Genomic DNA, 22,355 nt, shown 5'->3' on the forward strand with positions numbered 1-22,355 from the left:
TAAAAACGATGAGTTTGTCAATTATCTACTTTCTTAATTCTTCTTAAATAATGCTGTCCAAAGAAATGATTCTCCAAACATAGTATTTGGTTGTTCAATCTGTTCCATCTTTCTAATTTCAATCACTTCAAATCCTTTAAATATCTCTCTTAGTTTTTCTTCCGAATAAGCAAGACCTCCTTGTAAACTCCATCCTCTATATACGTCCCAATCTGTTATTTCTGATCCATTTCGCTCATCTAAATCACCTGCCGCGAAACACGTTAATCCGAAATAACCACCTGATTTCAATGCGTTTTTAATTAAATCCACATAATTTACTCTTCTATGTGGTGGAATATGATGCAAACAGCCCGAATCGTATACAAAATCAAATTCATTTTGAACCTCTAAATTGAAAATTGAATCACAAATAAATTCAATTTCTACTCCTTTTGCTAACGCCCTCTCTTTCGCCCAGTTAATGCCTTCTATAGATAAATCTACTGCTGTTACATCAAACCCTTCATTTGCTAGATAAATTGCGTTTCTACCCGGACCACATCCAAGTTCCAGTACTTTCCCTTTTGAAACCCGTTTTTTTTGTATATACGAAACTAGATTCTCATCTGGAACATTTTCAAAAAACGGAACATCTTTTTCTCTATTCGCATAAAATTCATTCCAAAATGGTTCTGCTGGTCTTAATAATGAATCCAGCATTTTAATAATATCTTCTTGCGTGTGCAACGTTTCATTTTTCATTTGCACCCCTCCAATTTTAATATTCAGAAAATTATTATATATCTTTTAGAACTTTAAGACAAAGAAAAAACTCCTACATTCAATAGGAGTTTTTCTCTTTAAAATCCAAGTACAGCTAACCAGTTTAACAACTTCTCTTCTCGCCCTTTTAAATCATCATTCCTAAGCTTACCTAACTGTAACTCACTAACAATTTCTCCGTCCGCCATAAAGAGCACTCTTTCTGTTTTTGCTGCTACTTTCACATCATGAGTGACTAACATAATGGTCGTTCCACCACGATTAATATTTAATAATATTTGCATTACTTCTTCTGTTGATTTTAAATTTAAAGCACCAGTCGGCTCATCTGCAAAAATAATATTTGGATTATTAATGAGCGCTCTACAAATAGAGACTCTTTGTAATTGCCCCCCAGATGCTTCGGTTATATAATGAGATGCTATATCACTTATCCCCATATTCTTCATTAGCTCTAGAGCACGTTTATTTACTATTTTCTTACTCTCACATTTCGCTAAATATGCTGACAAGATGATATTATCAAATAGGTTCAAGTTTCTAAGAAGGTTGCTCTGCTGAAAAATAAATCCGATTTCGGTAAGGCGTAATTTTGCTAACTCTTCTTCTTTCATACATGATAATTCTTTACTATCAATTTTTACACTTCCTGATGACATTTGATCCATTCCACTAATATTATATAGTAACGTCGATTTCCCAGAACCAGAAGGCCCCATGACCGATACAAATTCTCCCTCATAAATCTCTAAATCTATATTTTTTAACACGTGATAATTTGTATTTCCATCCATTGAATATGTTTTGTTTACTTGCTTTACTTCTAAAATTTTTTTCAAGTGATACACCCCTACTCCCCATTTGGCTTTACATCGTTTGTTTGCTTCATAGTAAAACTACTGAAAAGCGTTGTTGCAGTCACACATATACATAATATAGCTGGACATATTACATAAGAAACGATAGGATTCACGACAAACTTTATATGAGCAGCTCCCATAAAAGACCCTAACCAACTTACTAACATTTCACCAAACGTAGCAGCTATACATGTCCCTATCACAATGCCTAATAATACAATGACAATAGAACGTGTTAGATACTGTATACGAATATCTTTACTAGAAAAACCGATATTTTTCATAATTAAAATTTGCGAAGAATCTTTTGCTAATAACATTTTAAAAAACATTGCAGTAATTAAAACTGATATCGATATCGCAATCAAAATAGCCACTTGTGTCACGAGTCTTAATTGTTTAATTGTTTCTCCTAAAGTTTGCGTTACATAATCATTTGTATCTGTTATTTTTACAGAACTAAAATTTTGTTTATACTCCTTCACTTTTTCTTGCAAATCCACTTTAGGCTTCATATCTACATTTACTACATACCATAATATATTTTCATTATTATTAGAAAAACTAGCTTTAGCTGTTTTCCCACCATTCGTTACATCTTGATACATACCACTAATCGTTAGTGTTTTCTCTTTCCCATCAACAAATAAAACGATATGATCCCCTACATTCTTTTTTAATTCATTTGCGTTCATATAAGAAAGAGCAATTTCATTTTCATTTTTTGGTTCCCTACCTTGCATATAGTCTAATGGAAATGTAGTGAAGTCTCCCACTTCTACATGTAAGTTTTCATGTGTACCATCAGCGTTTACCATTTTAAATGTACTCGTAACAAATGTTGCATATTTTTCTACTTCTTTATCATTTTTTACATATGAAATAACACCCTTAAAACGTTTCTCTATATTTTCAGTTTGCTGTAAATCTATTCGAATATCACTTTTTCCTGTCCCCATATAATTTACAAAATTCGGTGACTGAATCGTATACAAAAAGTTAACGGGTACAACAATCATAAACACAGCTATTATTAATACGATGCTTAATACACGATATAACTTAAATCTTTTTATAACATCTTGTATACCAATAAATACATTTACATTTGTAAATTTAGTTTGTTTGAGTGAAAAAGATTTTCTAATCTTTCTTTTTCCTAGTTTATCTCTTGATTGTAAAGCGTCTATTGCTGTAATCCCCCTAAAATTCCGCAAAATAATACGACAGAACAGGATAACGACTAAAAATAACAATATTGTAATTATGAATGGCACAATATTGTGTAAAATGCTTTTATTTGCCGCCCCCATATAAAGGGTGATATTTGAAGTGAAGATTTTTGTAACAAATAGTGAGAGTATATATCCACATATACATCCACCAGCTGAAATCACAATATATTTTGTTATATATAATTTTTGAATATCTTTGTTATGAATCCCAATTGCTTTCATAACACCAATTTCTCGATAATCTTCTTCCATCGAAGTAATGATCGTAAATCTAATACATAACATTGCAATTAACATTAATAATCCACTTATTATGATAAGTACTGCAGCTATTATTCCATCTGTTAATGAATTGAGTGTTTTAAATAGTGAATACGTAATAGAGGGACCTTTTTGTGGTAAGTTCGATGACTTATATAGATTTTCAAATTCATTTATTTTATTTTCGTCTGTTAGCTGGAATTCAATAAGATATTCGCTTTCTCCAAAATTTCTTTTTATTCTTTCAAAATCCTTATTGCTTATTACAAATCGTTTTGAACTAACGATTGATGGGTTCATTTGAACATCACGAACAAATGCTGAAATCGTAAATTCTAGTTCATTATTATCTTTAATAACCCATATTTTATCTCCCATACGCAAATTATATTTTTGCATATAATAAATGGGTACACCTATTTCCCCTTTCCTAACATCGACCACTTCATTATTTAAATTTAATAAAAAATCAAACTTACTATTTTGTTTCACGAAACTAATGTCCATTACACTATTATGTTCTGCTTGATTTTTCTTTTTAATAAAAATGTTAGATCCATTTATTTGAACCATCTCAGCCGTTTGCTGTTTTTTTACAAACGGATTTTTTTCTACAAAGGAATCAATTGACTTTTGATTTACCTCTCCGGCATGCATTTGTACGAAGTGCGGTGCGTTTGATACTTTAACCAATTGATCCATTGAGTTCAATAGATTTATAACATTACTTGAAGCACTAGCCATTAAAAGACTTGATAACATGATAAACATAAATAAAATAGTAATTATCATTTTATTTTGAGAGAAATTTCTTTTTAACATTCTCCTAATCATATAAAGCTAGTTCCCTTCATTCGATAGTATTTTCTTCGTCACAACTGCTATTAATAACATTATGAAACTAATAACTAATATAGGTAAATAAATTTTCATACTGAATTCTTCAAACATAAAACCATAAACGACTTGCCCAATCGGTGCCATGCATTGGGATACCGCTGTTATAATTGCCATTACTTTTCCTAAGTTCTCATTTGGTGTTTTCTTTTGAACTACAGTAATCACATAGATGGATACAATTGTCATGATCATTGCAATTAAAATAGAAGAAAGTATAAAGAGGATAAATGGTGGATAGTGTCCTAAATTAAGAATAAATGGTGTGACCGATAGCGCCACCGGTATTACTAATAGAGCTATAATAAGCATCCAATAATATAATGTTTTCATCTGTAACTTTTTAGCAAAGAAACCGATTGACAATGCACCTAATATGGTGGCAAAATCAATTAACCCCATCCCGATTCCATACATCGTATCGCTAATCTGCATAGTTACTCGTAAAATAATAGGTCCTCCAACAATAAATAACGGTGTCAAAATTAAGTTTAGTAAAGCTGCAAGTAACATAGCCTTCAAAATAAATGGTTGTTTTAAAACATATATAAACCCTTCTTTCATATCCTTTACAATTGTCGGTATGATATGGCTTTCTTGCACTCTCTTTATAAAAGGTATTGTAATAAACATTTCTAAAATCGCAGATAAAAAGAAAGCAAGACAACTTATTATCAAGAGCATTTTCAAACCAATTATGCCGTACAATATTCCTCCTAATACAGGAGCAACTATATTAGATAATGCTTGCACACCATTTATGATACCGTTCGCTTATTCTAACTTTTTCTCTGGAACTAATTGCGGAATACTTGCCATTACAACTGGTGCGTACATTGCATTAACGATTGCTAGTAAAAACATAATTGTTCCAATCAATAGAATAGATACAGATCCAGTAAATAACAAAACTATAAAGCTTAATACAATCGCAGTATTTATGAAATCAAAAATAACCATTAAATTACGGCGATTGAAACGATCTGCTATCGCTCCGCCAAGAGGAGCTAGCAAAAACGGAATACTCGTTATCGCATATAATCCTGCGAATATATCAGCACGCCCTGTTAAATCTAGCACATATAATGACAGAGCAAAACGTAAAAGTGTTGAACCCAAAATAGTAATAATTTGCCCACTCACCATTAAATAAAAATCTTGCATCGAAGGTTTTATACTAATAGATATCATAATCACACCCTTCCTTTAATTTAGACCGACTGTCGGTCTATAATACACAAACAGAAAAACTATCACCTCTGTTTCATTAAAACCTCCAGCATATAATTAAAAGATCCTTCTTTCGCTCCAACAGATACTTCCATCATTTTAATATAAGCTTTCACTCTCCTCATCATTTCTTCCGGCTTCCATTGGAATAACCCATCATCAAATATGACTTGCGCTGAAGATAGTAATAGTTCAATCGTTTCTTGTGGATATGAAGTCGAAAATATCCCTTCTTCAATTCCTTGTTCTAAAATTTCTGTTAATACAGGAGATAAATGAATAATAGATTGCACTAAACTTTTTTGATGCATTTCTGCATTATTTGGTTGATGAAATTGCTCAATCATTTTATCTTTTATATCACCTGATTTTGGAGATTGCTCCATTAAAACTCGAAATAACTTTTCTAATACTGGTATATTTGGATTAGAAACGATTACTTTCGCTTTAGCAACATCTTCTTTAATAATCCTCATAATAATTTCATCCATTACTTCCTCTTTTGACTTAAAATAGTGATAAAAAGTCCCCTTTGCTATCCCTATCTCTTTTAAAATGTCATTTACTGTTGTTTTCGTATAACCTTTCGTAATAAATAAACGTTCAGCCGTTTCTAAAATTTCTTTTCTACGCTCCTCATATTCCTTTACTATTCGCATTCAAGTTCCCCTTCCCATCAGACCGACTGTCGGTCTATTTAAATTATATGCTTAGTTAGTAAAAAGTTTCCTATTATCGTATATATACAACTCCCTACTTTCTATTTCCTTTATAAATTTTTATTTTTTAACTTCCGTTTAATTTGTTTAAAATGTATCTCATGTTTCTTACCGTCACCTTTCATTTGAGGAAAAGAACGATGCCCCCGCTTGATCCTATTTTTCTTGATTCTTCATTCAAACGCACAATACTTTGTAGTTTTTCAGCTCCTTTACCACAAATCTACGCATCTCCTTTTCATCGATGACTTCAAAAAATGACAATTGATTCATACGAAACGGTTTCCCTCTGTTCGATCTATTTACTTATGAATGGATTATTTTGTTAAGTTCCAATATGTAATTTTGCATATTTCATACTTTTAATTTTTGCACATGCGATAATTTATTTATAAAAATATAAATTATTAATAAGGGTGATTTATATGAGCAAGTTCCGAAATAAGATGATTAAATATTTGCAAACATTTTGGGGATGCTTAGCATTTGGTGTATTAATGTTTGCTATCTTCTTAATTATGGATTTAACAGATGCATCTTTAAATACATTAAGCTGGAGAGACTGGCTAGGTTCTGTAGCAGGCGCAGCCATTTTATCTGTTGGGATGTTTACTTTAAATAAATTGGATTTAAAATAAATATTCGGTCAATACTGAATGTAGGCTGTATGCCAACATTCATGTAAAGTAGTCTTCTCTGTATCTCCTTGTATTGAGCAGTTAGCTTGTGCTAGCTGCTCTTTTATTTTGATCCAGTCCTTACCTCTTAAAGAAGTCTTTAACTACGCTTTCCCGATTAGTCCATATATCCATTCTCCTTTTCTATAAAATGAAATTTTTATTTTGTTATTCACTTCTATTCGTTCCATATGCATTCGCCCTTTCTCAACTATTAACCGGACAAGCATATATTATTGTATGGAGGAATCCACTCATAAAACTCTACCTTTCTTGTCAAAGAGCATGCTTATATGTATGTTCCTTTTTATTGTGTTTCCTTTCATTTCTAAATAGCATTTTCAACTCTATTCATACTATTTTTTCAACTTTAGGTTACAAACTATTTCTGTAAGCGTAGTATCTCCTTTGTACAATAGGCAATTAGTGTTACCCATAACAGTACACCTCTGCACTATTCACTATAAATTTTCATATATTGTATTGTGCTTGTCCAAAACGTGAGGTTGTTACTCACGCAATCTAAATGAAAGAAAGGAGTGAAAATATGCGATCATCTAGTCGTAAGCTCACAAACTTTAATTGTAGAGCACAAGCCCCCAGTACACTACCAGCTCTCGGTTTTGCTTTTAATGCTACTTCACCTCAATTTGCCACACTATTCACGCCACTACTACTACCTAGTACGGGCCCAAATCCAAACATTACTGTCCCTGTAATCAATGATACAATTAGTACAGGAACTGGTATTAGAATTCAAGTAGCTGGTATTTATCAAATCAGTTATACATTAACAATCAGCCTCGATAATGTTCCAGTAGCCCCGGAAGCAGCGCGCTTTTTCTTAACACTAAACTCATCAACTAATATTATTGCAGGATCAGGAACCGCAGTCCGTTCTAATATCATTGGCACTGGTGAAGTAGATGTATCCAGCGGTGTCATTCTAATAAACTTAAACCCTGGTGATTTAATTCAAATTGTACCCGTTGAAGTAATTGGTACAGTAGATATTCGTTCTGCCGCTTTAACAGTTGCACAAATTCGTTAATAAAAACAATATGCTTGGCTAATTAACATTTAATATTCCTTATACACCCCAAAATATATGTTATAGATTTGACACACATTTATATCAAACAAGCATATTTTATTGTATGGTGACTATGTAGTCACACAAATCTAAAGCGTTCATAAGAGCACACTTATATGTGTGCTTTATTTTTTATGAAAATCAAGCTTTAATATAACTATTTTGTATCACTTTATACTCATCACTCTTTTAAACATTTACCTTTTTATTGTTATATTTGCTCATTGTTTTTCTCTTTGTTTTACTAATTAGCTGATTAATTTCACAACACCATTTATTAAACATGTTTCTTCACCCCTTGAATATTTTTTAAATAAAAATACATACTATTTTCAAGCCGCCGTGTCCACGGCTAATACTTCTTTCTTTTGTTACAGCAGAAGCAGGTAGGTTCTTCACTTATCTGCTTTCTCTGTATATTTTTTAAGAAATCGAAAATAATACCAACAAGCTGTTTGAACTAGCAGCTTCACTCTTCTCGTAATGGGGATGCAATTTATCACAATTAGCTAACTCATTGAACTCACGGGCAGACAACCAAAATCGTTGTCTGCTTTTTGTATGAGATTTTTTGTTTTACATATACTACTTTTGAACCTGCAGACCAATACGAGCCATTTTGGTGCTTGGGATTTCCCTTCCGGGGATAAGTATTTTTTACTTATCCCTTTTTTTGTATAGACACTTATATTTAGGGTAAAACTAATCACAAGCAGATTTTCTGTTTATGCGTAGTTCTAAACAAGATTATTTTTTCTCCTATTAAAGGACAGCAGGTACGACTGCTAGTCCTTTTTCTTATTTCGCATACTATCCCTTCTGTTAACTTCACACTACATTACCTTCATCGCCGTAGTAAGCAATTTCCCAATAAGGATGGCAGTTGTGCATCTCGAGTTCCCATCGAACAAAACTAACAAAGTTACAAATTTCTTTCACCAAATCGGCCAATTCTTTGTTTGCAAAAGATGTTTTTATATCGTTATACCAATTGATTTTTTCATAATTCGTATCATCATCAGAGGGGCTAGTACGAATTGCTTTCTCTCGATTTTTTTCGATTAAATATTGTCCATACGTAAGTTGCACTTGTTCTTGAATTACGACATGGTTGTAATACCCTTGTTCTACTGGTTTTGGACTATAAACTTTCCTTTGTAAGTTTTAAATACGGTGAATGAAATTTCCGTTTTTTTCTTGCTATCATCCTTGTTCTATACAAACAAAAAAAGAGCCACAATATTTTGCGACTCTTTACAATTATAACTATTTAACGACCACGTCTTTGCTGACCTTGCTTTGTACTACCTTTTTTATTACTTGGCTTATTAAATGATCGGTTGTTTTCATTTCTTGAACTATTTCTTGCATCACTTCTTGAGCCATTTCTCGAACCACGTCTTGAATCACTTCTTGAACCTTCACGGCTATCTCTTTGACGATACTCGCCTGATTTCTTCGGAGCCGGCTTTGGTAGCGGTTTTCCATTTTCATCTACACGTTTTATCTTCGGTTGTTCGATTATTTCTCTTTGTATTGGTGCGCCAAGCGTTTTTTCAATTTCTTCTAAATGTTTTTCATCTTTCGCTGCAACGAACGTAATTGCAAGACCTGATCCACCTGCACGTCCTGTTCGGCCAATGCGGTGAATGTAACTCTCTACATCTTCAGGGATATCATAGTTAAATACGTGCGTTACACCATCTACATCAAGTCCACGAGCTGCTACATCCGTTGCGATTAGGTACTGAATTTTAGCTTCGCGGAAACTCTTCATAACTCTTTCACGTTTCGCTTGAGGTATATCACCATGAAGTTCAGCACAATTATAACCTAGTCCTTTTAAATTATCATAAAGCTTACTCGCTCTAACCTTTGTACGACAGAAAATAACTGCTAAAAATGGCTGATCACGATCCATAACAAAACGAAGTGCATCTGGCTTTGCACGATCTGTCGTCTCAATGACACGCTGCTCAATTGTATCTACCGTTACTTCTTCACTTTGTACTTGAATCATTTGCGGCTCATCCATATAACGCTTCGCCAATTTTTTTATATCTTTTGGCATCGTTGCTGAGAATAACATCGTTTGTTTACTGCCAGGTGTCTCATCTAAAATATCTTCAATATCATATAAGAAACCGAAATAAAGCATTTGATCCGCTTCATCTAGTACAATCGTTGACAGATTACTTAAATCAATTGTTTCACGTCGTATATGATCTAATAATCGTCCTGGTGTCGCTACAACAATATGTGTATTACCTTTTAACTTTCTCAATTGTTGCGCTACATCTTGCCCACCATAAATCGCTAGAACATTAATATCTTCTCTTTGCACAAGCATTTTTTTAATTTCAGTTGTAATTTGCAGTGCTAGTTCCCTAGTTGGTGCAACAATTAAAGCCTGAACATCGCTACATTCTGGATCGATTTTTTCTAAAATCGGTAACACAAATGCTAACGTTTTACCCGTTCCTGTTTTCGCCTGCCCAATAATATCTTTACCTGACAGTATAACAGGAATTGCCTGCTCTTGAATTGGGGTTGCTTCTGTAATTCCATTTTCACGTAATGTATGATTAAACGTTTCACTAATTCCTAATTCTAAAAAGTTTTTCACATTGACCACTTCTTTTCCTTATTTTTCACATTAGCTTTCATTGTACCATTTGTTTCCCCAAATATGAAAAATAAAAAAATTCTTATCTTCTTTTTTTATATTCATCATGTACTAGTTGGACAAGTTCTTTTTGTTTTTTCTCAGAATTTATTAATGCTTCCATGTTAGTAGAAGACAAAATGAACTTCTTAACTTTTCTATTACTCCAAATTAATCTTGTATACTTTGTATCTTCGTGTAACTTTCGAAACCACTCAAATTCGCTTAATTTGGCAATATGATGTTTTAATTTCATGTCATTTTGAGGGAAAAATAAAATGATATCTGCTATTACATCAAATAATAAACTCATCTTCTCCCCCTCCTGTACATATATATTTCAATGTTACGGAAATATAGTTATAGGGTGATAAAATTGACAACTACATTCATAAGGATCTTTTGCATATTTTACTTACTATATTTTCAATCCACCACAATTATAACGGCAAAATCTCAAACAGATGTAATCAGTGAATTCAAACATGCTTTGCTCAAAAATGATAAAGAATTAATGCAGTCCTATATAACAGAAGGGATTGAACTACAATGTTAATGATTTGATTAGAATTGCGGAATCTATGAATTAAAAAACCGATTTTTTCGATATAAGAAAGATCAGCTTTTTAATATTTTATATCATGAGCTTTCCTCCATGATAACAATAATACGTTGCTGCTTTAAGGTTTTTAATTCTTTTTAGAGATTCTTCCGCTTTTTCTAAATCTAAACAAAAACTTGGGTTAGCTATTACTAATTCATGATTATCTTGAACAGCCGCATCTCCTGTAATTACACAGTTTAAATTCGGGAAATATAATGAAATATGCCCCGAAGTATGTCCTGGAGTCGCTACTATTTGACATTCATTATTCAAAATCATTTGGCCATCATGTACTTTTTCATCGACGGAAATATGTCCTATATTTTTTAACTGTTGTATAAACCATTTACCAAATTCTTTTTCTTCATTTGGCATACGTTCTAACATTTCTTCTGCTTGAACTAATCTCTCTGATTTTCTATCACCATTAATGTAGCTGGATTCAATTTCACTCGAAATAATATTAACTTGAGGATATTTCACTTTGAAATCATATAAAGATCCTATATGATCATCATCATAATGAGTAATAATTATATTTTTTAAGTTTTTCAGCTCATACCCATGTTTTAATATTGCATTTTCAATTAAAGGTAAAAAATTTGTATATCCTGTATCGACTAATGTTAATTCATTATGTATTATAATTAAACTTGGATAAATACATTGTTTTTGCTCATTAAATTCGAATTCAATTGGTAGTTCTATTATTTTCATTTTTCTTCCCCCATACCGCTTAATAAATGTTTAATAAAAACTAAATCATCTACATACATTTCGTTCTAATTTACGTTTAATGTGTACTTTCTATATAACAAAGAAAAAAGCATCCGTTATGAATGCTTTCCTTATCTTACCTGCTCAACTACATAAATTAACTTAGGCCTATCCGAAACCTGATATGTATAGTCTTCATTTTTATGCATATATGTTTCTATCCTTTTTATCACTTCAAACATTCTGTCTGAATTCGCACTGAAACGAGATACTGAATCACATAAAACTATTGATCCTTTCTTGTAAAAATTAATAATTTCATAAATATCTCGTTCTAAACAAACTTCCCCTACTTGCAAATCCTCTTTCGCTTCATAGTTATAAATTCCCATTCTCATCTTCCCCTCAAATTGTATTTTTTCTTACAACATCCCCTTGTTACATAAATAATACCACGATAAAATTCTAAAACTCAAACTCATCGGCTTCATCTGAGAAAATAAAAAAGCCATCACCGAAGTGACTACTTTCAAGAAGATGGGAGAAAAGAGAGGAAAAATAATTCAAAACAAAGTAACACCTGAAATGCTAGAAGAAGTGGCTAATCGATTAATAACAGAATCACATTAGAAGCTTATGAATCACCAGCGAGTAAAGGGGGCTATTCAAGAATTACCAAATTTCTCACCAATAGATTATTTAGAAGTAATTTAACATTGTACGAATGCAGAGATTAATGTAAAAAATTAACTTTAATACGTATTACCACAAAACGTTATCTACGTAGTACCTTTACTTGGAACGAACATATACACTGTGAGTCGTTACATACCCAACATTCTATTATTTTGAACAGGTAATTCCCTATTTTCATGGAAATATACAATAAGAAAAACAATAAAATTGATTATTTCCTCACTTCTTTGTCTATCCTTTTAAAAAATCTATGTTTTTGTAAAAGGAGTGTTTATGTGGAGAAACAGACACTTTGGAAAAAATTCAAGAAAAGCTCAGCAAACCTCGGTAAATCTAGCGTATATGAAAGTATTATTTTATATTACACAATGAGAAAAAAAGGGTTACCTACTAAAGCGAAGTTCATCATATTAGCCGCTTTATCCTATTACGTATTAACAATCGACTTTATTCCAGATATAGCTGCTATTATTGGGATTGGCTTATTAGATGATGTTTTGGCGATCGCTGTAGCTCATAAATACGTGATGCGCCATGCAGACGCTGAAATTCGAGAAAAGAGCAAAGTAAAAATGGAGTCATTATTTACTCCCGCACAAACATAATGAAAAAGGAGCTAATATAATTTCATTTAGCTCCTTTTTCATAAAACTATTTCACTTCATTCGCCACAAAAAATTGTTCACAAACACTCGATATGCGCTGTAAGTCTACGTTCCCACCAGATATAACTGCTACTACTTTTTTCTCTTTAATATATGTATCCACTTTCCCTGCAAGTAGAGCAGCAGTAGCTAATGCGCCTGCACCTTCTACAACAGCTTTCCCGCGTTGCAATAAGTCTTTCATCGCTACTTCCAGCTCTTTTTCTGATACTGTTACAATATCATCTACTAATTCTTTTACAACTTCAAAAGTTAAATTTCCTGGTATTTTTACCGCGCAACCATCTGCTATCGTAGGTGCCTCATAATGTTCTATAATTGTACCTTTGTCATAAGACGCCTTCATCCCATGAACATTTTCTGCTTGGACACCAATTATATGAATCGACGGATTAAAAGATTTTAATGCAACAGCAATTCCAGAAATAATTCCTCCTCCACCAATTGGTACAATGACCGTATCAATATCCCACATATCATCAAGAATATCTAATCCTATTGTACCTTGACCAGCCATTACTTCTACATCGTCATATGGATGTAAGTATGTTTCACCTGTTTCTCTAATAATCTCCTCACATTTTGCCTTCGCATCATCAAAGGTTTCACCATGTAAAACCACTTCAGATCCATATCCTCTCGTTGCATCAACTTTCGCTTGAGGGGCAGAAATCGGCATTACAATTTTACTTTTAATATCGAGTAAATGAGCAGATAAAGCAATTCCTTGCGCATGATTACCAGCAGAACAAGCAATTACTCCTCTCTTTTTTTCTTGATCTGTCAGCTGTGACATTTTATTAAACGCACCACGGAATTTAAACGAACCTGTTAATTGCATATTTTCTAATTTCAAGTGAATTTCTCCACCCGTTTTACTAGTCAAATAAAATGATTTTACTAATGGAGTTTTACGAGCATTTCTATCCAGAATGCTTTGAGCTTTTTTAATATCGTCTATATGTAATGGTAGTTTTTTAGTTATCATACTAACACCTCTTCCAATGTTCTATTCCTAATTTTTCGTATGTAGCAACTCCTTTATACGAAACCATCTATATTAAGAAAAAGTCTTTATATATGTACCTCACTCTGTAATACACACATTTGTAAACAATTCAACATCCTTTTCATATCACGTTCTTTGTAATGATTTAGGCATGCAATTTGGATCCAGTTATTCTTTTGTAAATACGCTGATTCATAATGGACAATATATCCTTGTAATGCTAACTCATCACCTATCGTTTTAGAGGACTGGCCTTCGCTTAATTGAATCGTAAGTATAATTGGCGCGGCATGTTCTTTAGGTGAAACAAGGTTTAATCCTATAGTCGTAATAGCTTCTTCTATATAATCATATGTCTCTTTTATTTTTACAAATGCTGTTTCATCTTCAAATCTCTTCAATGCTTCTTGCAAAGCATAAATTAAATTCCATGAATGAGAATATGGAATACTTTCATTTTCTTCGTACATACCAATGTCCATATAGGCCGGTACTGCTTCATTTATTTTTACAATATGGTTATGAAAAACAAAAGATAATCCTGTATATGATTTAATCGCTTTTCCACTAACACCGCTTGCAAAATATATATCCTTTAAATCTATCGGTATTGCTCCAATCGAACTGATACAATCTACACATAGTTTCAGTTGATACTTGTTACTTAGAGCATTTAGCTCGTCTAAATCATTTAACATTCCGGTAGATGTTTCATGGTGAACAAACCAAAGCCATTCATAAATTCCACTTTCCATTACTTTTTCTAATTCTGTATAAAGAAATGGTTCCCCCATTTCTTTTTTATACGTATCAAAATGTAATTGCGCGCGTGTTGCATGCCCGACTAATCTATTACCAAATTCCCCATTTGTTAATACGAGCCCCTTTCCTTTTAAAGAACGTAACTGTAAAGCAATGGCATCATTCGCTAATGTCCCTGTTCCTAACATGATTTGCACACGTTTTGCTTTTGTCATTTGAAGTAATCGTTTCTTTACATTATCCATCGTCACTTGAAATGACTTAGAACGGTGTGAAATAGGCTTAGTAGAAAATGCCTTTCGAACATTCTCTTCAATATCTACTGGGCCGGGTAAAAACGTATACTCTTTCGTCATAATTCCCCCAACACTCGACGCTTCAAACATAGCAGGGGTAACATACATTGGCTGGAATGCTGCTGCTTCTGTACCAACTAACGTATGGAAAGCTTTGAATCCCATTTGCTCATATAAAGGTAGTTCACGTGTTGTTGCAGAAATGAGTGCCAATTCATATCCATTTAGAAGCAAATAACGATGTAAAAAGCGAATTAAACCTAATAACGCTCTTCCATTTCGATATTCACTTTCTACTGAAAGTAAACGAATTTCATATACGTTTTCTCCATGTACTTGCAAATAAAAATCTAGATTTGAAATTTTATAATCTAACGAGAATGGTCGTTTTCCTCGCAACGCAACCATACCTACTAACTTATCGTCATCTAAACAAATTAAATATGTATTTTCTTCATGAAAACGATCTATACGAACACGATCTTTCGTTTCTTCATGTTGCGGAATTTCTTCTACAAATGTTTTATAATTCAATTTATGTATACTTTCAAATTCCCAAACTTGATCAGCAACTTTATAAATTAACCCCATGCCCTATCTCCTTTATCTATTTAATAAAAAATGATAAGTGGAGATTAACCCCACTTATTAAATGTTTATTTCATTCGCGATTTACATATAAAATAAGTACAATGATGAGTGCACTTAAAATAGTCGTAACAATTGAGTAAGAATACAAAATCATGCAAAGTGGTAAACAAGCAATTGTAATTAGTCCTGGCTTCGTAAATCCTTTAAAGATTAAATAAAATATAATGAAAACTGCAACGAGGGTAAGCGCTATCAAATAATCAAATGCGATTAGTCCTCCGATAAATGTTGAAATGCCTTTACCGCCCTTACCTTTAAATAAAACTGGATAAATATGTCCAATTATTACAGCCAATAATGTTAGCATTACGAATGTAGAATCTTCAAAAAGGTATTTTGCAATAGAAACTACGATTGCCCCTTTGATCGCATCACCTAAAAATGTAGCAACGAAATACCCTTTTCCATATACGCGCCCCATGTTTCTTGCGCCAGGATTACCACTTCCTTCATCGCGAATATCAACGTTATGTCTCCATTTCGTTACTATATAAGCAGTCAATATGTTTCCAAATAAATAAGAAGCGACCAAATACAAAAATTGCATACTATTAATCATGTAATCATTCACTTTCTACGTAGGAGTACTTATACAATATTCAAGAACTATGTATATTGTACGTTTCTATCCACATCCCTTTATACATTTTAACATCATATATTTACAAATCATACAAAAATTCTCATACAGCTATTTTTTAAAATATGTATTTTTCATTAAATAATATGTTCCTTTCACTGCAGATTGTGATTGTGATATAAATGTAACTTTTCCTATGCTTTTCTCACAGCATTTCTTAAATTCATCATATATTTCAGGAATGAAACGTAATATGCTGCCACTTACTGCAATTGAAGTTGATAAATCAAACTGCATCTTGTTATAAACATTTACCGTAATCCTTCCTAATTCATTTCCAGCTTGCATCATAATTTCATGTGCAGCATCATTCCCATTTCTAGCTTCCCGAATAACTAATGGTGCGATTGCTGCAACTTTATCTTTTGAAGAACTATAAACTAGTCTTTTTATATGAGACGATGTTAATAATTGAAACTCATCTTGAATCCTTAAGCTTAATGTACAAAGTGTAACGCCTTGATCAAATTGATTTGCCATTCTCTTTAAAGCTTGTAATGCAATCCAATATCCACTTCCTTCATCACCTAAAATATGTCCCCATCCCCCACTATACTCGTACACTTTTCCTTTCTTTCCAATACAAATTGCACCTGTACCACCAATGGTTAATATTCCATCTTTCCCTTTTAAAGCAGCGGCATGTGCTATCATTGCGTCATTAAAAACTTCAATTTGTATTCCGTACTTCTGTTTTAGACGTAATGTTAATTCATTTATATTTGCGCCACTTATACCTGCTAATCCTAAACAAATACAAACGCAATGTCCTTTCACTACATTTTTCTGGCATTGATCAATCGCTTCCATAATATGCACAAGAGCTTCTTCAAAATCTATTAATATATTTCCAAAACCGCTCTTACCACTTATAATTTCCTTTCCGTCTTGATCGAAGGCAATTGCTTCTGTCTTCGTTCCGCCACCATCTACTCCAATCATATACTTCATATATGTTCACCTCATTTTCTTCATACCGGAGGGAATGTTATATTCCCTAAAACTACAGATTGCTTTGCACCTGTTGCGCTTGGCACATTACTCGGATTGCAATGATGCGTTTCGTTTGCTAAAATTGCAAAGGCGATAGCTTCTTTCGCCTCTGAAGAATAGCCTATATCTTCTTGAATGAATATTGCGCAGTTTTCATCCTTCAATCCATTTCGCAACATTTCAACAAGTGTGCTATTATAACTGCCACCACCGCCTAATATCACCTCATCGATTTCATAATACGGCAAGATAAACTTCTTATAATGATGAACAATTGAATTTGCAGTAAACATCGTGACAGTCGTCAATATATTTTCTTTACTATGCTTTTCAAACCGCTTCAATAATTCACTTGCAAATTTTTCTCCAAACTGTTCTCTACCTGTTGATTTCGGTGGATTCATTTTCAAAAATGGATGACTCATACAATATGTCAAAATTTCATCTACAACTCTACCCTGTTTTGCAATTTCACCATTTTGATCATATGGCAACTGAAATAACCTTTGACATACTTCATCAATTATCATATTCCCTGGACCAGTATCAAAAGCTATAACGTTCTGATCACTTTGTTGATTTGGTATTACTGTAACATTACTAATCCCACCAATATTTTGTAGTAGTCTATTTTTACTTGGATCACGATACAAAATGACCTCTGAATATGGCACAAGTGGTGCACCTTGTCCTCCTGCTGCCATGTCCATCGTTCGGAAATTTGAAATAACCGTCGTGTTCGTTTCGTATGCTATTACTGCAGGTTCCCCAATTTGCAATGTGGAAGGTATCCTATTACCATCTTGTTTCGGCTGATGATAAATCGTTTGTCCGTGAGAACCTATCAAATCTAATTGTTCCAAAGAAAAATTGGCCTCTTTACAAACTTCCTTTACAGCATTGGCAAAACATAAACCGAGCTTAAAATTCAAACTACATATGAGTTCGACATTTGAATTTTCTATTGATAACGCTTGTTGTATTTCACTTTTTATATCATTACAAAATGGAACTGTAGTAAAATGGATGAGTTCGACCTTAGACTCTACACCACTCCCTTCTATACGAACGAGCGCTACATCTATTCCATCTAATGAAGTACCGGACATTACCCCTGCAATATACATAACATGCATGACCTCCTATTTACTAAAAAACAATCATGTAAGTTACAAATGTACAACCGATCGAAAACAATATAAATCTAAAAAACAACTGAGCTTTCGATGCAAACGATCCATCAATGAAAGAAACAACTACTGTAAGCAAAATACTTGCCGCAATGCTTGTAACGAGCCATATACTATGCATTTGTGATAGATGTAGCATTCTTAATATAGGCACAAAAAGTAAATTCGCACATATCACTCCAAATAATAATAAAAATACACCTTTATAACTAAATTTTATATTCATTCAATTCACCCTCTCTCAACTTAATGTGAAAGAAGTGATAGACAAAAAGCCTATCACTCACAAAATAAAGCATAAAGATTATGGATTAACAGATTCCCCTTCACCATTCTTCTCAATTTCAAGCATATTTTTGTCGTACATTTTAAAGAATGGTAAATAAATAAGGAATGATATTGCTATATTTATTAAGACTAATACAATTGCACGCCAATCTCCTCCTGTAGCTAAATATGCACCAATTGGAGCTGGTAATGTCCATGGCGGCATAATATGAGTTGACGTTACAAATCCCATTGCAGTTGCAGCATAAGCGATAGTCGCTGTTACTAGCGGCGTAATGACGAAAGGAATAATTAAAATTGGATTCAATACAATCGGCAAGCCGAATATAACTGGTTCATTAATATTAAAAATCCCAGGCACAATACAAGTTCTCGATAATGCCTTCGAATATTTTGATCGACCAAATACGATCATCGCTAACACAAGCCCTAACGTTGCACCCGAACCACCAATCCAAATAAACCATTGATAAAACGGTTCTGGTGCAATGAATGGAAATTGACTCGCACCACTTGCTACAGCTTCACCATTTTTCCCTAAATATACATCCCAAAGCGGTCTCGCCACAGTACCTACAACCGCTACACCATGTATTCCGAAGGACCAGAAGAATGTAATTAAAAATACAGGTATTATAACGCCAAAATAACTATCACCAGCTTTGACTAACGGTGCGGCTAATTTATCCACTACGTAATGTACATCAACTTTAAAAACAACTGTAATAAGACTCATAATAATAATAACGAATGCAGCAGGTATAAGTGCTTCAAACGAACGTGATACTGACGGCGGTACTTGTTCTGGCATTTTGATCGTTACGTTGTTCTTCTTACAAAATCTTAAAATCTCAACTGATAAAATAGAAACAATCATTGTCACGAATAACCCATGACCTCCGAGATTTGTCATCGGAAGCATAAATCCTTTTTTATCAATTAATTCAGGAGTTAATGTTAATAGCAGTGAACATACTGCTAGCTGAGCTCCCGATAAAGCATCTAATTTATAACTTTTCGCCAAATTATATCCTATTCCAAATGCTATATATAAAGACATAATAAACATCGTTAGGCGATATGGTATTAATATACTTGTTTGATTTTTTAATGCCCAAACAGATATGAAACTATCTTTCGGTAATGGTGGAAATGCTACGATTAAAAAGAAACTTCCTACGATGATAAATGGTAATGCTGAAATAACTCCATCACGGATTGCTTGTAAATGTCTCTGTTCAGAAAGTCTTGCCATCGGTCCAGATAAGTTTTTATCGAGAAACGTGACAAACTTATTCATAACGGTTCCCCCTAACGAATTAAATCATTTACAGTCTTTAATAAAGTCGGTCCACCAAGAGGTGTATATGCTTGCGGCGGTATAATACCGCACGGGATAGATTCCTCTTCTGCGAATTTTTTAACAGAATCAAATCGATGTCTAACTTGAGGTGCAACCATTACAACGTCCCAGCCATTCTTTACTTCTTCCTCTACCTCATTTGTTCCAATCGCATGCACTTCCATGTTCATACCCTTTTTCTCCGCCTCCTTTTTTAAAGCGTTTACAACAATTGCGCTGGACATTCCTCCAGAACAAACGAACAAAACCTTCATTTATGAATCCTCCTATACTTATAATTTATTCCCCTTCAAATGAAAGGAAGTTTCACTTTACTAACAAGCATATGAAGTAGTGAAAGAATTTAGTTATAATGAAAGTAAATTTCAGTAAAAATATTTTTCCTATTAAATTAATGTTTCAATATTTATTTTTCTCAATTGTAAGAACAACCTCATCTCGGATATCATAATAGTTAACCACATAATAGGGAGGCGTATAAATGATTGTTAAACGTTTATTAATGATATGTTGTATCGTCATCTTTTTTATTCCTTTCACTTTCATTTCCCCTCACTCTACTTATGCTGAAGCTAATACTACGTATAAAAAACATGAATTACGTGCTGTATGGATCGCATCTGTTCTTAATATTGATTGGCCCTCAAAAACCGGCTTACCCATCGAAAATCAAAAACAAGAGTTTATTAGATTATTAGACGATGTAAAAAAAACCGGTATGAATGCAGTCGTTGTACAAATCAAACCAACCGCTGATGCTTTCTATCCTTCAAATTACGGTCCTTGGTCTGAATACATTACGGGCACACAAGGAAAAGATCCTGGTTATGACCCACTCGCATTTATGGTCGATGAAGCACATAAAAGAAATATAGAATTCCACGCATGGATTAACCCATACCGAATAACGATGAATCACACTGATATAAATCGATTATCAAATAATCACCCTGCAAAACAACACCCCGATTGGATTGTACCTTATGGCGGGAAGTTATATTACAATCCCGGTATTCCAGAAGTGAAAAAATTTATAACTGAAGGTGCTTTAGAAATCGTGCAAAATTATGACATTGATGCGCTGCATATGGATGATTATTTTTATCCATATAAAGTAGCAGGTGAACAATTCCCCGATCAAAAAACGTACGAAACGTATAATAACGGTAGATTTACAAATATAGAGGATTGGCGACGTAACAATGTAAATGAACTTGTAAAAGATTTAAATACTGCTATAAAACAAGAAAAATCATATGTAAAGTTTGGCATAAGTCCGTTCGGCGTATGGCGAAATATAGCTGACGATCCAACTGGCTCTAACACAACTGCAGGTCAAAGGAACTATGATGACCTTTACGCTGATACACGTGAGTGGATACAAAAAGGATATATTGACTACATTACTCCGCAAATCTATTGGAATATTGGTTTCACACCAGCTGCATATGACATTTTAGTAGATTGGTGGGTAAAAGAAACAAATAATAAACCGATTCACCTCTACATCGGTCAGGCAGCCTATAAAATTAATAATAATTCTGTCCCAGCTTGGTCTGATCCAGAAGAATACCCAAGACAAATTGAATTAAATCGGTTATATCCTGAAATAAAAGGTAGTATGCATTTTAGCTTGAAAGATATTAATAACAATCCACTAGGAATTAAAGATAGACTCTCAAAAGACATATATAAATATCCTGCATTAATCCCCTCTATGCCTTGGCTTGATCATGATCCACCAAAACAACCGACTTTAAAAGGTGCTATTCCAAGAGATGAAGGTATTGCTGTAGGTATCATTGATAATAGAGAGAATGATTCTGCTTATTACGCTATTTACCGCGTGAATGGAAAAAGTGAAGTGAATATAGAAAATCCGAAAAATTTACTTACTACTGTAAGAAAGACAAAGCCTGGAGAAATTTATGTAGATAAAACGGCTATTCCTGGAGAAACATATACGTATGTAGTAACTGCGGTTGATCGATTGCATAATGAAAGTGTTGCATCTAGTCATACTACCGTTAAAGCAAAATAACAGCTAATAAAAAACGCCTTAAAGCTAAGTATTAAAGC

The 22,355-nt window shown here is 33.3% G+C and carries 21 protein-coding genes and 2 pseudogenes; 5 read left to right on the forward strand and 18 right to left on the reverse strand.

Annotated features, from left to right (window positions below):
• Positions 1-33 precede the first annotated feature (33 nt).
• From MR147_RS07525 to MR147_RS07545, 5 genes and pseudogenes are all read right to left on the reverse strand, one after another.
• Complete coding sequence (locus MR147_RS07525) at positions 34-744, reverse strand: class I SAM-dependent methyltransferase (RefSeq protein ID WP_000787476.1); 711 nt, start codon at positions 742-744, stop codon at positions 34-36.
• Between the two features lie 98 nt (positions 745-842).
• Positions 843-1,604, reverse strand: coding sequence for an ABC transporter ATP-binding protein (locus tag MR147_RS07530; RefSeq protein WP_139302693.1), 762 nt, complete (start codon positions 1,602-1,604; stop codon positions 843-845).
• 11 nt (positions 1,605-1,615) lie between these two features.
• Complete coding sequence (locus tag MR147_RS07535; protein WP_074606350.1) at positions 1,616-3,955, reverse strand: ABC transporter permease; 2,340 nt, start codon at positions 3,953-3,955, stop codon at positions 1,616-1,618.
• Positions 3,956-3,961: 6 nt separating this feature from the next.
• Positions 3,962-5,209, reverse strand: a pseudogene (locus MR147_RS07540) (MFS transporter).
• Between the two features lie 62 nt (positions 5,210-5,271).
• Entirely contained in the window at positions 5,272-5,907 is a 636-nt protein-coding gene (locus MR147_RS07545) for a TetR/AcrR family transcriptional regulator (protein WP_074606348.1), read from the reverse strand.
• A 485-nt stretch (positions 5,908-6,392) separates the two neighbouring features.
• On the opposite strand from MR147_RS07545, the gene MR147_RS07550 reads away from it, so the two are divergent.
• Positions 6,393-6,605, forward strand: a complete 213-nt coding sequence (locus MR147_RS07550; protein WP_000033167.1) for a hypothetical protein — start codon at positions 6,393-6,395, stop codon at positions 6,603-6,605.
• A gap of 586 nt (positions 6,606-7,191) precedes the next feature.
• A complete protein-coding gene (gene exsF, locus MR147_RS07555; RefSeq protein ID WP_001257912.1) occupies positions 7,192-7,695 on the forward strand; it encodes an exosporium protein ExsF in 504 nt (167 codons plus the stop codon).
• A gap of 870 nt (positions 7,696-8,565) precedes the next feature.
• On the opposite strand, the gene MR147_RS07560 is transcribed toward exsF, so the two are convergent.
• From MR147_RS07560 to MR147_RS07570, 3 genes are all read right to left on the reverse strand, one after another.
• Positions 8,566-8,826: a hypothetical protein gene (locus MR147_RS07560; protein ID WP_074606346.1), complete on the reverse strand. Its 261-nt coding sequence runs from the start codon at positions 8,824-8,826 to the stop codon at positions 8,566-8,568.
• A gap of 181 nt (positions 8,827-9,007) precedes the next feature.
• On the reverse strand, positions 9,008-10,372 hold the full coding sequence (locus MR147_RS07565) for a DEAD/DEAH box helicase (RefSeq protein WP_074606344.1): 1,365 nt from the start codon (positions 10,370-10,372) through the stop codon (positions 9,008-9,010).
• 73 nt (positions 10,373-10,445) lie between these two features.
• The gene (locus tag MR147_RS07570; protein WP_074606342.1) at positions 10,446-10,715 is read right to left on the reverse strand and encodes a hypothetical protein; all 270 of its coding nucleotides are present in this window, start codon (positions 10,713-10,715) and stop codon (positions 10,446-10,448) included.
• Between the two features lie 30 nt (positions 10,716-10,745).
• On the opposite strand from MR147_RS07570, the pseudogene MR147_RS07575 reads away from it, so the two are divergent.
• A pseudogene (locus MR147_RS07575) lies at positions 10,746-10,949 on the forward strand (hypothetical protein); the annotation flags it as partial.
• Positions 10,950-11,036: 87 nt separating this feature from the next.
• On the opposite strand, the gene MR147_RS07580 reads toward MR147_RS07575, so the two are convergent.
• Complete coding sequence (locus tag MR147_RS07580; RefSeq protein WP_242303894.1) at positions 11,037-11,723, reverse strand: MBL fold metallo-hydrolase; 687 nt, start codon at positions 11,721-11,723, stop codon at positions 11,037-11,039.
• A gap of 131 nt (positions 11,724-11,854) precedes the next feature.
• Positions 11,855-12,115: a hypothetical protein gene (locus MR147_RS07585; protein ID WP_139302805.1), complete on the reverse strand. Its 261-nt coding sequence runs from the start codon at positions 12,113-12,115 to the stop codon at positions 11,855-11,857.
• A gap of 579 nt (positions 12,116-12,694) precedes the next feature.
• Here MR147_RS07585 and MR147_RS07590 point away from each other — a divergent pair.
• Complete coding sequence (locus MR147_RS07590) at positions 12,695-13,024, forward strand: YkvA family protein (RefSeq protein ID WP_000415077.1); 330 nt, start codon at positions 12,695-12,697, stop codon at positions 13,022-13,024.
• Positions 13,025-13,070: 46 nt separating this feature from the next.
• On the opposite strand, the gene tdcB is transcribed toward MR147_RS07590, so the two are convergent.
• The 8 genes from tdcB to MR147_RS07630 all read right to left on the reverse strand — a co-directional run bounded on the left by tdcB (position 13,071) and on the right by MR147_RS07630 (position 20,530).
• Positions 13,071-14,072: a bifunctional threonine ammonia-lyase/L-serine ammonia-lyase TdcB gene (gene tdcB, locus MR147_RS07595; protein WP_074608377.1), complete on the reverse strand. Its 1,002-nt coding sequence runs from the start codon at positions 14,070-14,072 to the stop codon at positions 13,071-13,073.
• Positions 14,073-14,158: 86 nt separating this feature from the next.
• Positions 14,159-15,742: an aminotransferase class V-fold PLP-dependent enzyme gene (locus tag MR147_RS07600; RefSeq protein ID WP_074608376.1), complete on the reverse strand. Its 1,584-nt coding sequence runs from the start codon at positions 15,740-15,742 to the stop codon at positions 14,159-14,161.
• 70 nt (positions 15,743-15,812) lie between these two features.
• Complete coding sequence (gene plsY / locus MR147_RS07605; protein ID WP_000610858.1) at positions 15,813-16,361, reverse strand: glycerol-3-phosphate 1-O-acyltransferase PlsY; 549 nt, start codon at positions 16,359-16,361, stop codon at positions 15,813-15,815.
• 132 nt (positions 16,362-16,493) lie between these two features.
• Positions 16,494-17,393 (reverse strand): BadF/BadG/BcrA/BcrD ATPase family protein, encoded by a 900-nt coding sequence (locus tag MR147_RS07610; RefSeq protein ID WP_074608374.1) that lies wholly within the window; start codon positions 17,391-17,393, stop codon positions 16,494-16,496.
• Between the two features lie 20 nt (positions 17,394-17,413).
• Positions 17,414-18,562 (reverse strand): anhydro-N-acetylmuramic acid kinase AnmK, encoded by a 1,149-nt coding sequence (gene anmK, locus MR147_RS07615; RefSeq protein WP_242303895.1) that lies wholly within the window; start codon positions 18,560-18,562, stop codon positions 17,414-17,416.
• 22 nt (positions 18,563-18,584) lie between these two features.
• Entirely contained in the window at positions 18,585-18,851 is a 267-nt protein-coding gene (locus MR147_RS07620; RefSeq protein WP_001021954.1) for a hypothetical protein, read from the reverse strand.
• A 78-nt stretch (positions 18,852-18,929) separates the two neighbouring features.
• Positions 18,930-20,213 (reverse strand): PTS sugar transporter subunit IIC, encoded by a 1,284-nt coding sequence (locus MR147_RS07625; protein ID WP_242303896.1) that lies wholly within the window; start codon positions 20,211-20,213, stop codon positions 18,930-18,932.
• An 11-nt stretch (positions 20,214-20,224) separates the two neighbouring features.
• On the reverse strand, positions 20,225-20,530 hold the full coding sequence (locus MR147_RS07630) for a PTS sugar transporter subunit IIB (RefSeq protein WP_000865887.1): 306 nt from the start codon (positions 20,528-20,530) through the stop codon (positions 20,225-20,227).
• Positions 20,531-20,757: 227 nt separating this feature from the next.
• On the opposite strand from MR147_RS07630, the gene MR147_RS07635 reads away from it, so the two are divergent.
• Positions 20,758-22,317 (forward strand): glycoside hydrolase family 10-like protein, encoded by a 1,560-nt coding sequence (locus MR147_RS07635; protein WP_074608368.1) that lies wholly within the window; start codon positions 20,758-20,760, stop codon positions 22,315-22,317.
• Positions 22,318-22,355: the final 38 nt, after the last annotated feature.

The organism is Bacillus cereus group sp. BfR-BA-01350 (assembly GCF_022663775.1).
Taxonomy (GTDB): Bacteria; Bacillota; Bacilli; order Bacillales; family Bacillaceae_G; genus Bacillus_A; species Bacillus_A paranthracis.

Excerpts from the sequence above, each read along its gene's own strand:
- MR147_RS07525 (WP_000787476.1), bottom strand. The coding sequence starts at position 744 with ATGAAAAATGAAACGTTGCACACGCAAGAAGATATTATTAAAATGCTG.
- MR147_RS07535 (WP_074606350.1), bottom strand. The coding sequence starts at position 3,955 with ATGATTAGGAGAATGTTAAAAAGAAATTTCTCTCAAAATAAAATGATA.
- MR147_RS07545 (WP_074606348.1), bottom strand. The coding sequence starts at position 5,907 with ATGCGAATAGTAAAGGAATATGAGGAGCGTAGAAAAGAAATTTTAGAA.
- MR147_RS07550 (WP_000033167.1), top strand. The coding sequence starts at position 6,393 with ATGAGCAAGTTCCGAAATAAGATGATTAAATATTTGCAAACATTTTGG.
- exsF (WP_001257912.1), top strand. The coding sequence starts at position 7,192 with ATGCGATCATCTAGTCGTAAGCTCACAAACTTTAATTGTAGAGCACAA.
- MR147_RS07570 (WP_074606342.1), bottom strand. The coding sequence starts at position 10,715 with ATGAGTTTATTATTTGATGTAATAGCAGATATCATTTTATTTTTCCCT.
- MR147_RS07580 (WP_242303894.1), bottom strand. The coding sequence starts at position 11,723 with ATGAAAATAATAGAACTACCAATTGAATTCGAATTTAATGAGCAAAAA.
- MR147_RS07585 (WP_139302805.1), bottom strand. The coding sequence starts at position 12,115 with ATGGGAATTTATAACTATGAAGCGAAAGAGGATTTGCAAGTAGGGGAA.
- tdcB (WP_074608377.1), bottom strand. The coding sequence starts at position 14,072 with ATGATAACTAAAAAACTACCATTACATATAGACGATATTAAAAAAGCT.
- MR147_RS07600 (WP_074608376.1), bottom strand. The coding sequence starts at position 15,742 with ATGGGGTTAATTTATAAAGTTGCTGATCAAGTTTGGGAATTTGAAAGT.
- plsY (WP_000610858.1), bottom strand. The coding sequence starts at position 16,361 with ATGATTAATAGTATGCAATTTTTGTATTTGGTCGCTTCTTATTTATTT.
- MR147_RS07610 (WP_074608374.1), bottom strand. The coding sequence starts at position 17,393 with ATGAAGTATATGATTGGAGTAGATGGTGGCGGAACGAAGACAGAAGCA.
- anmK (WP_242303895.1), bottom strand. The coding sequence starts at position 18,562 with ATGTATATTGCAGGGGTAATGTCCGGTACTTCATTAGATGGAATAGAT.
- MR147_RS07620 (WP_001021954.1), bottom strand. The coding sequence starts at position 18,851 with ATGAATATAAAATTTAGTTATAAAGGTGTATTTTTATTATTATTTGGA.
- MR147_RS07625 (WP_242303896.1), bottom strand. The coding sequence starts at position 20,213 with ATGAATAAGTTTGTCACGTTTCTCGATAAAAACTTATCTGGACCGATG.
- MR147_RS07630 (WP_000865887.1), bottom strand. The coding sequence starts at position 20,530 with ATGAAGGTTTTGTTCGTTTGTTCTGGAGGAATGTCCAGCGCAATTGTT.
- MR147_RS07635 (WP_074608368.1), top strand. The coding sequence starts at position 20,758 with ATGATTGTTAAACGTTTATTAATGATATGTTGTATCGTCATCTTTTTT.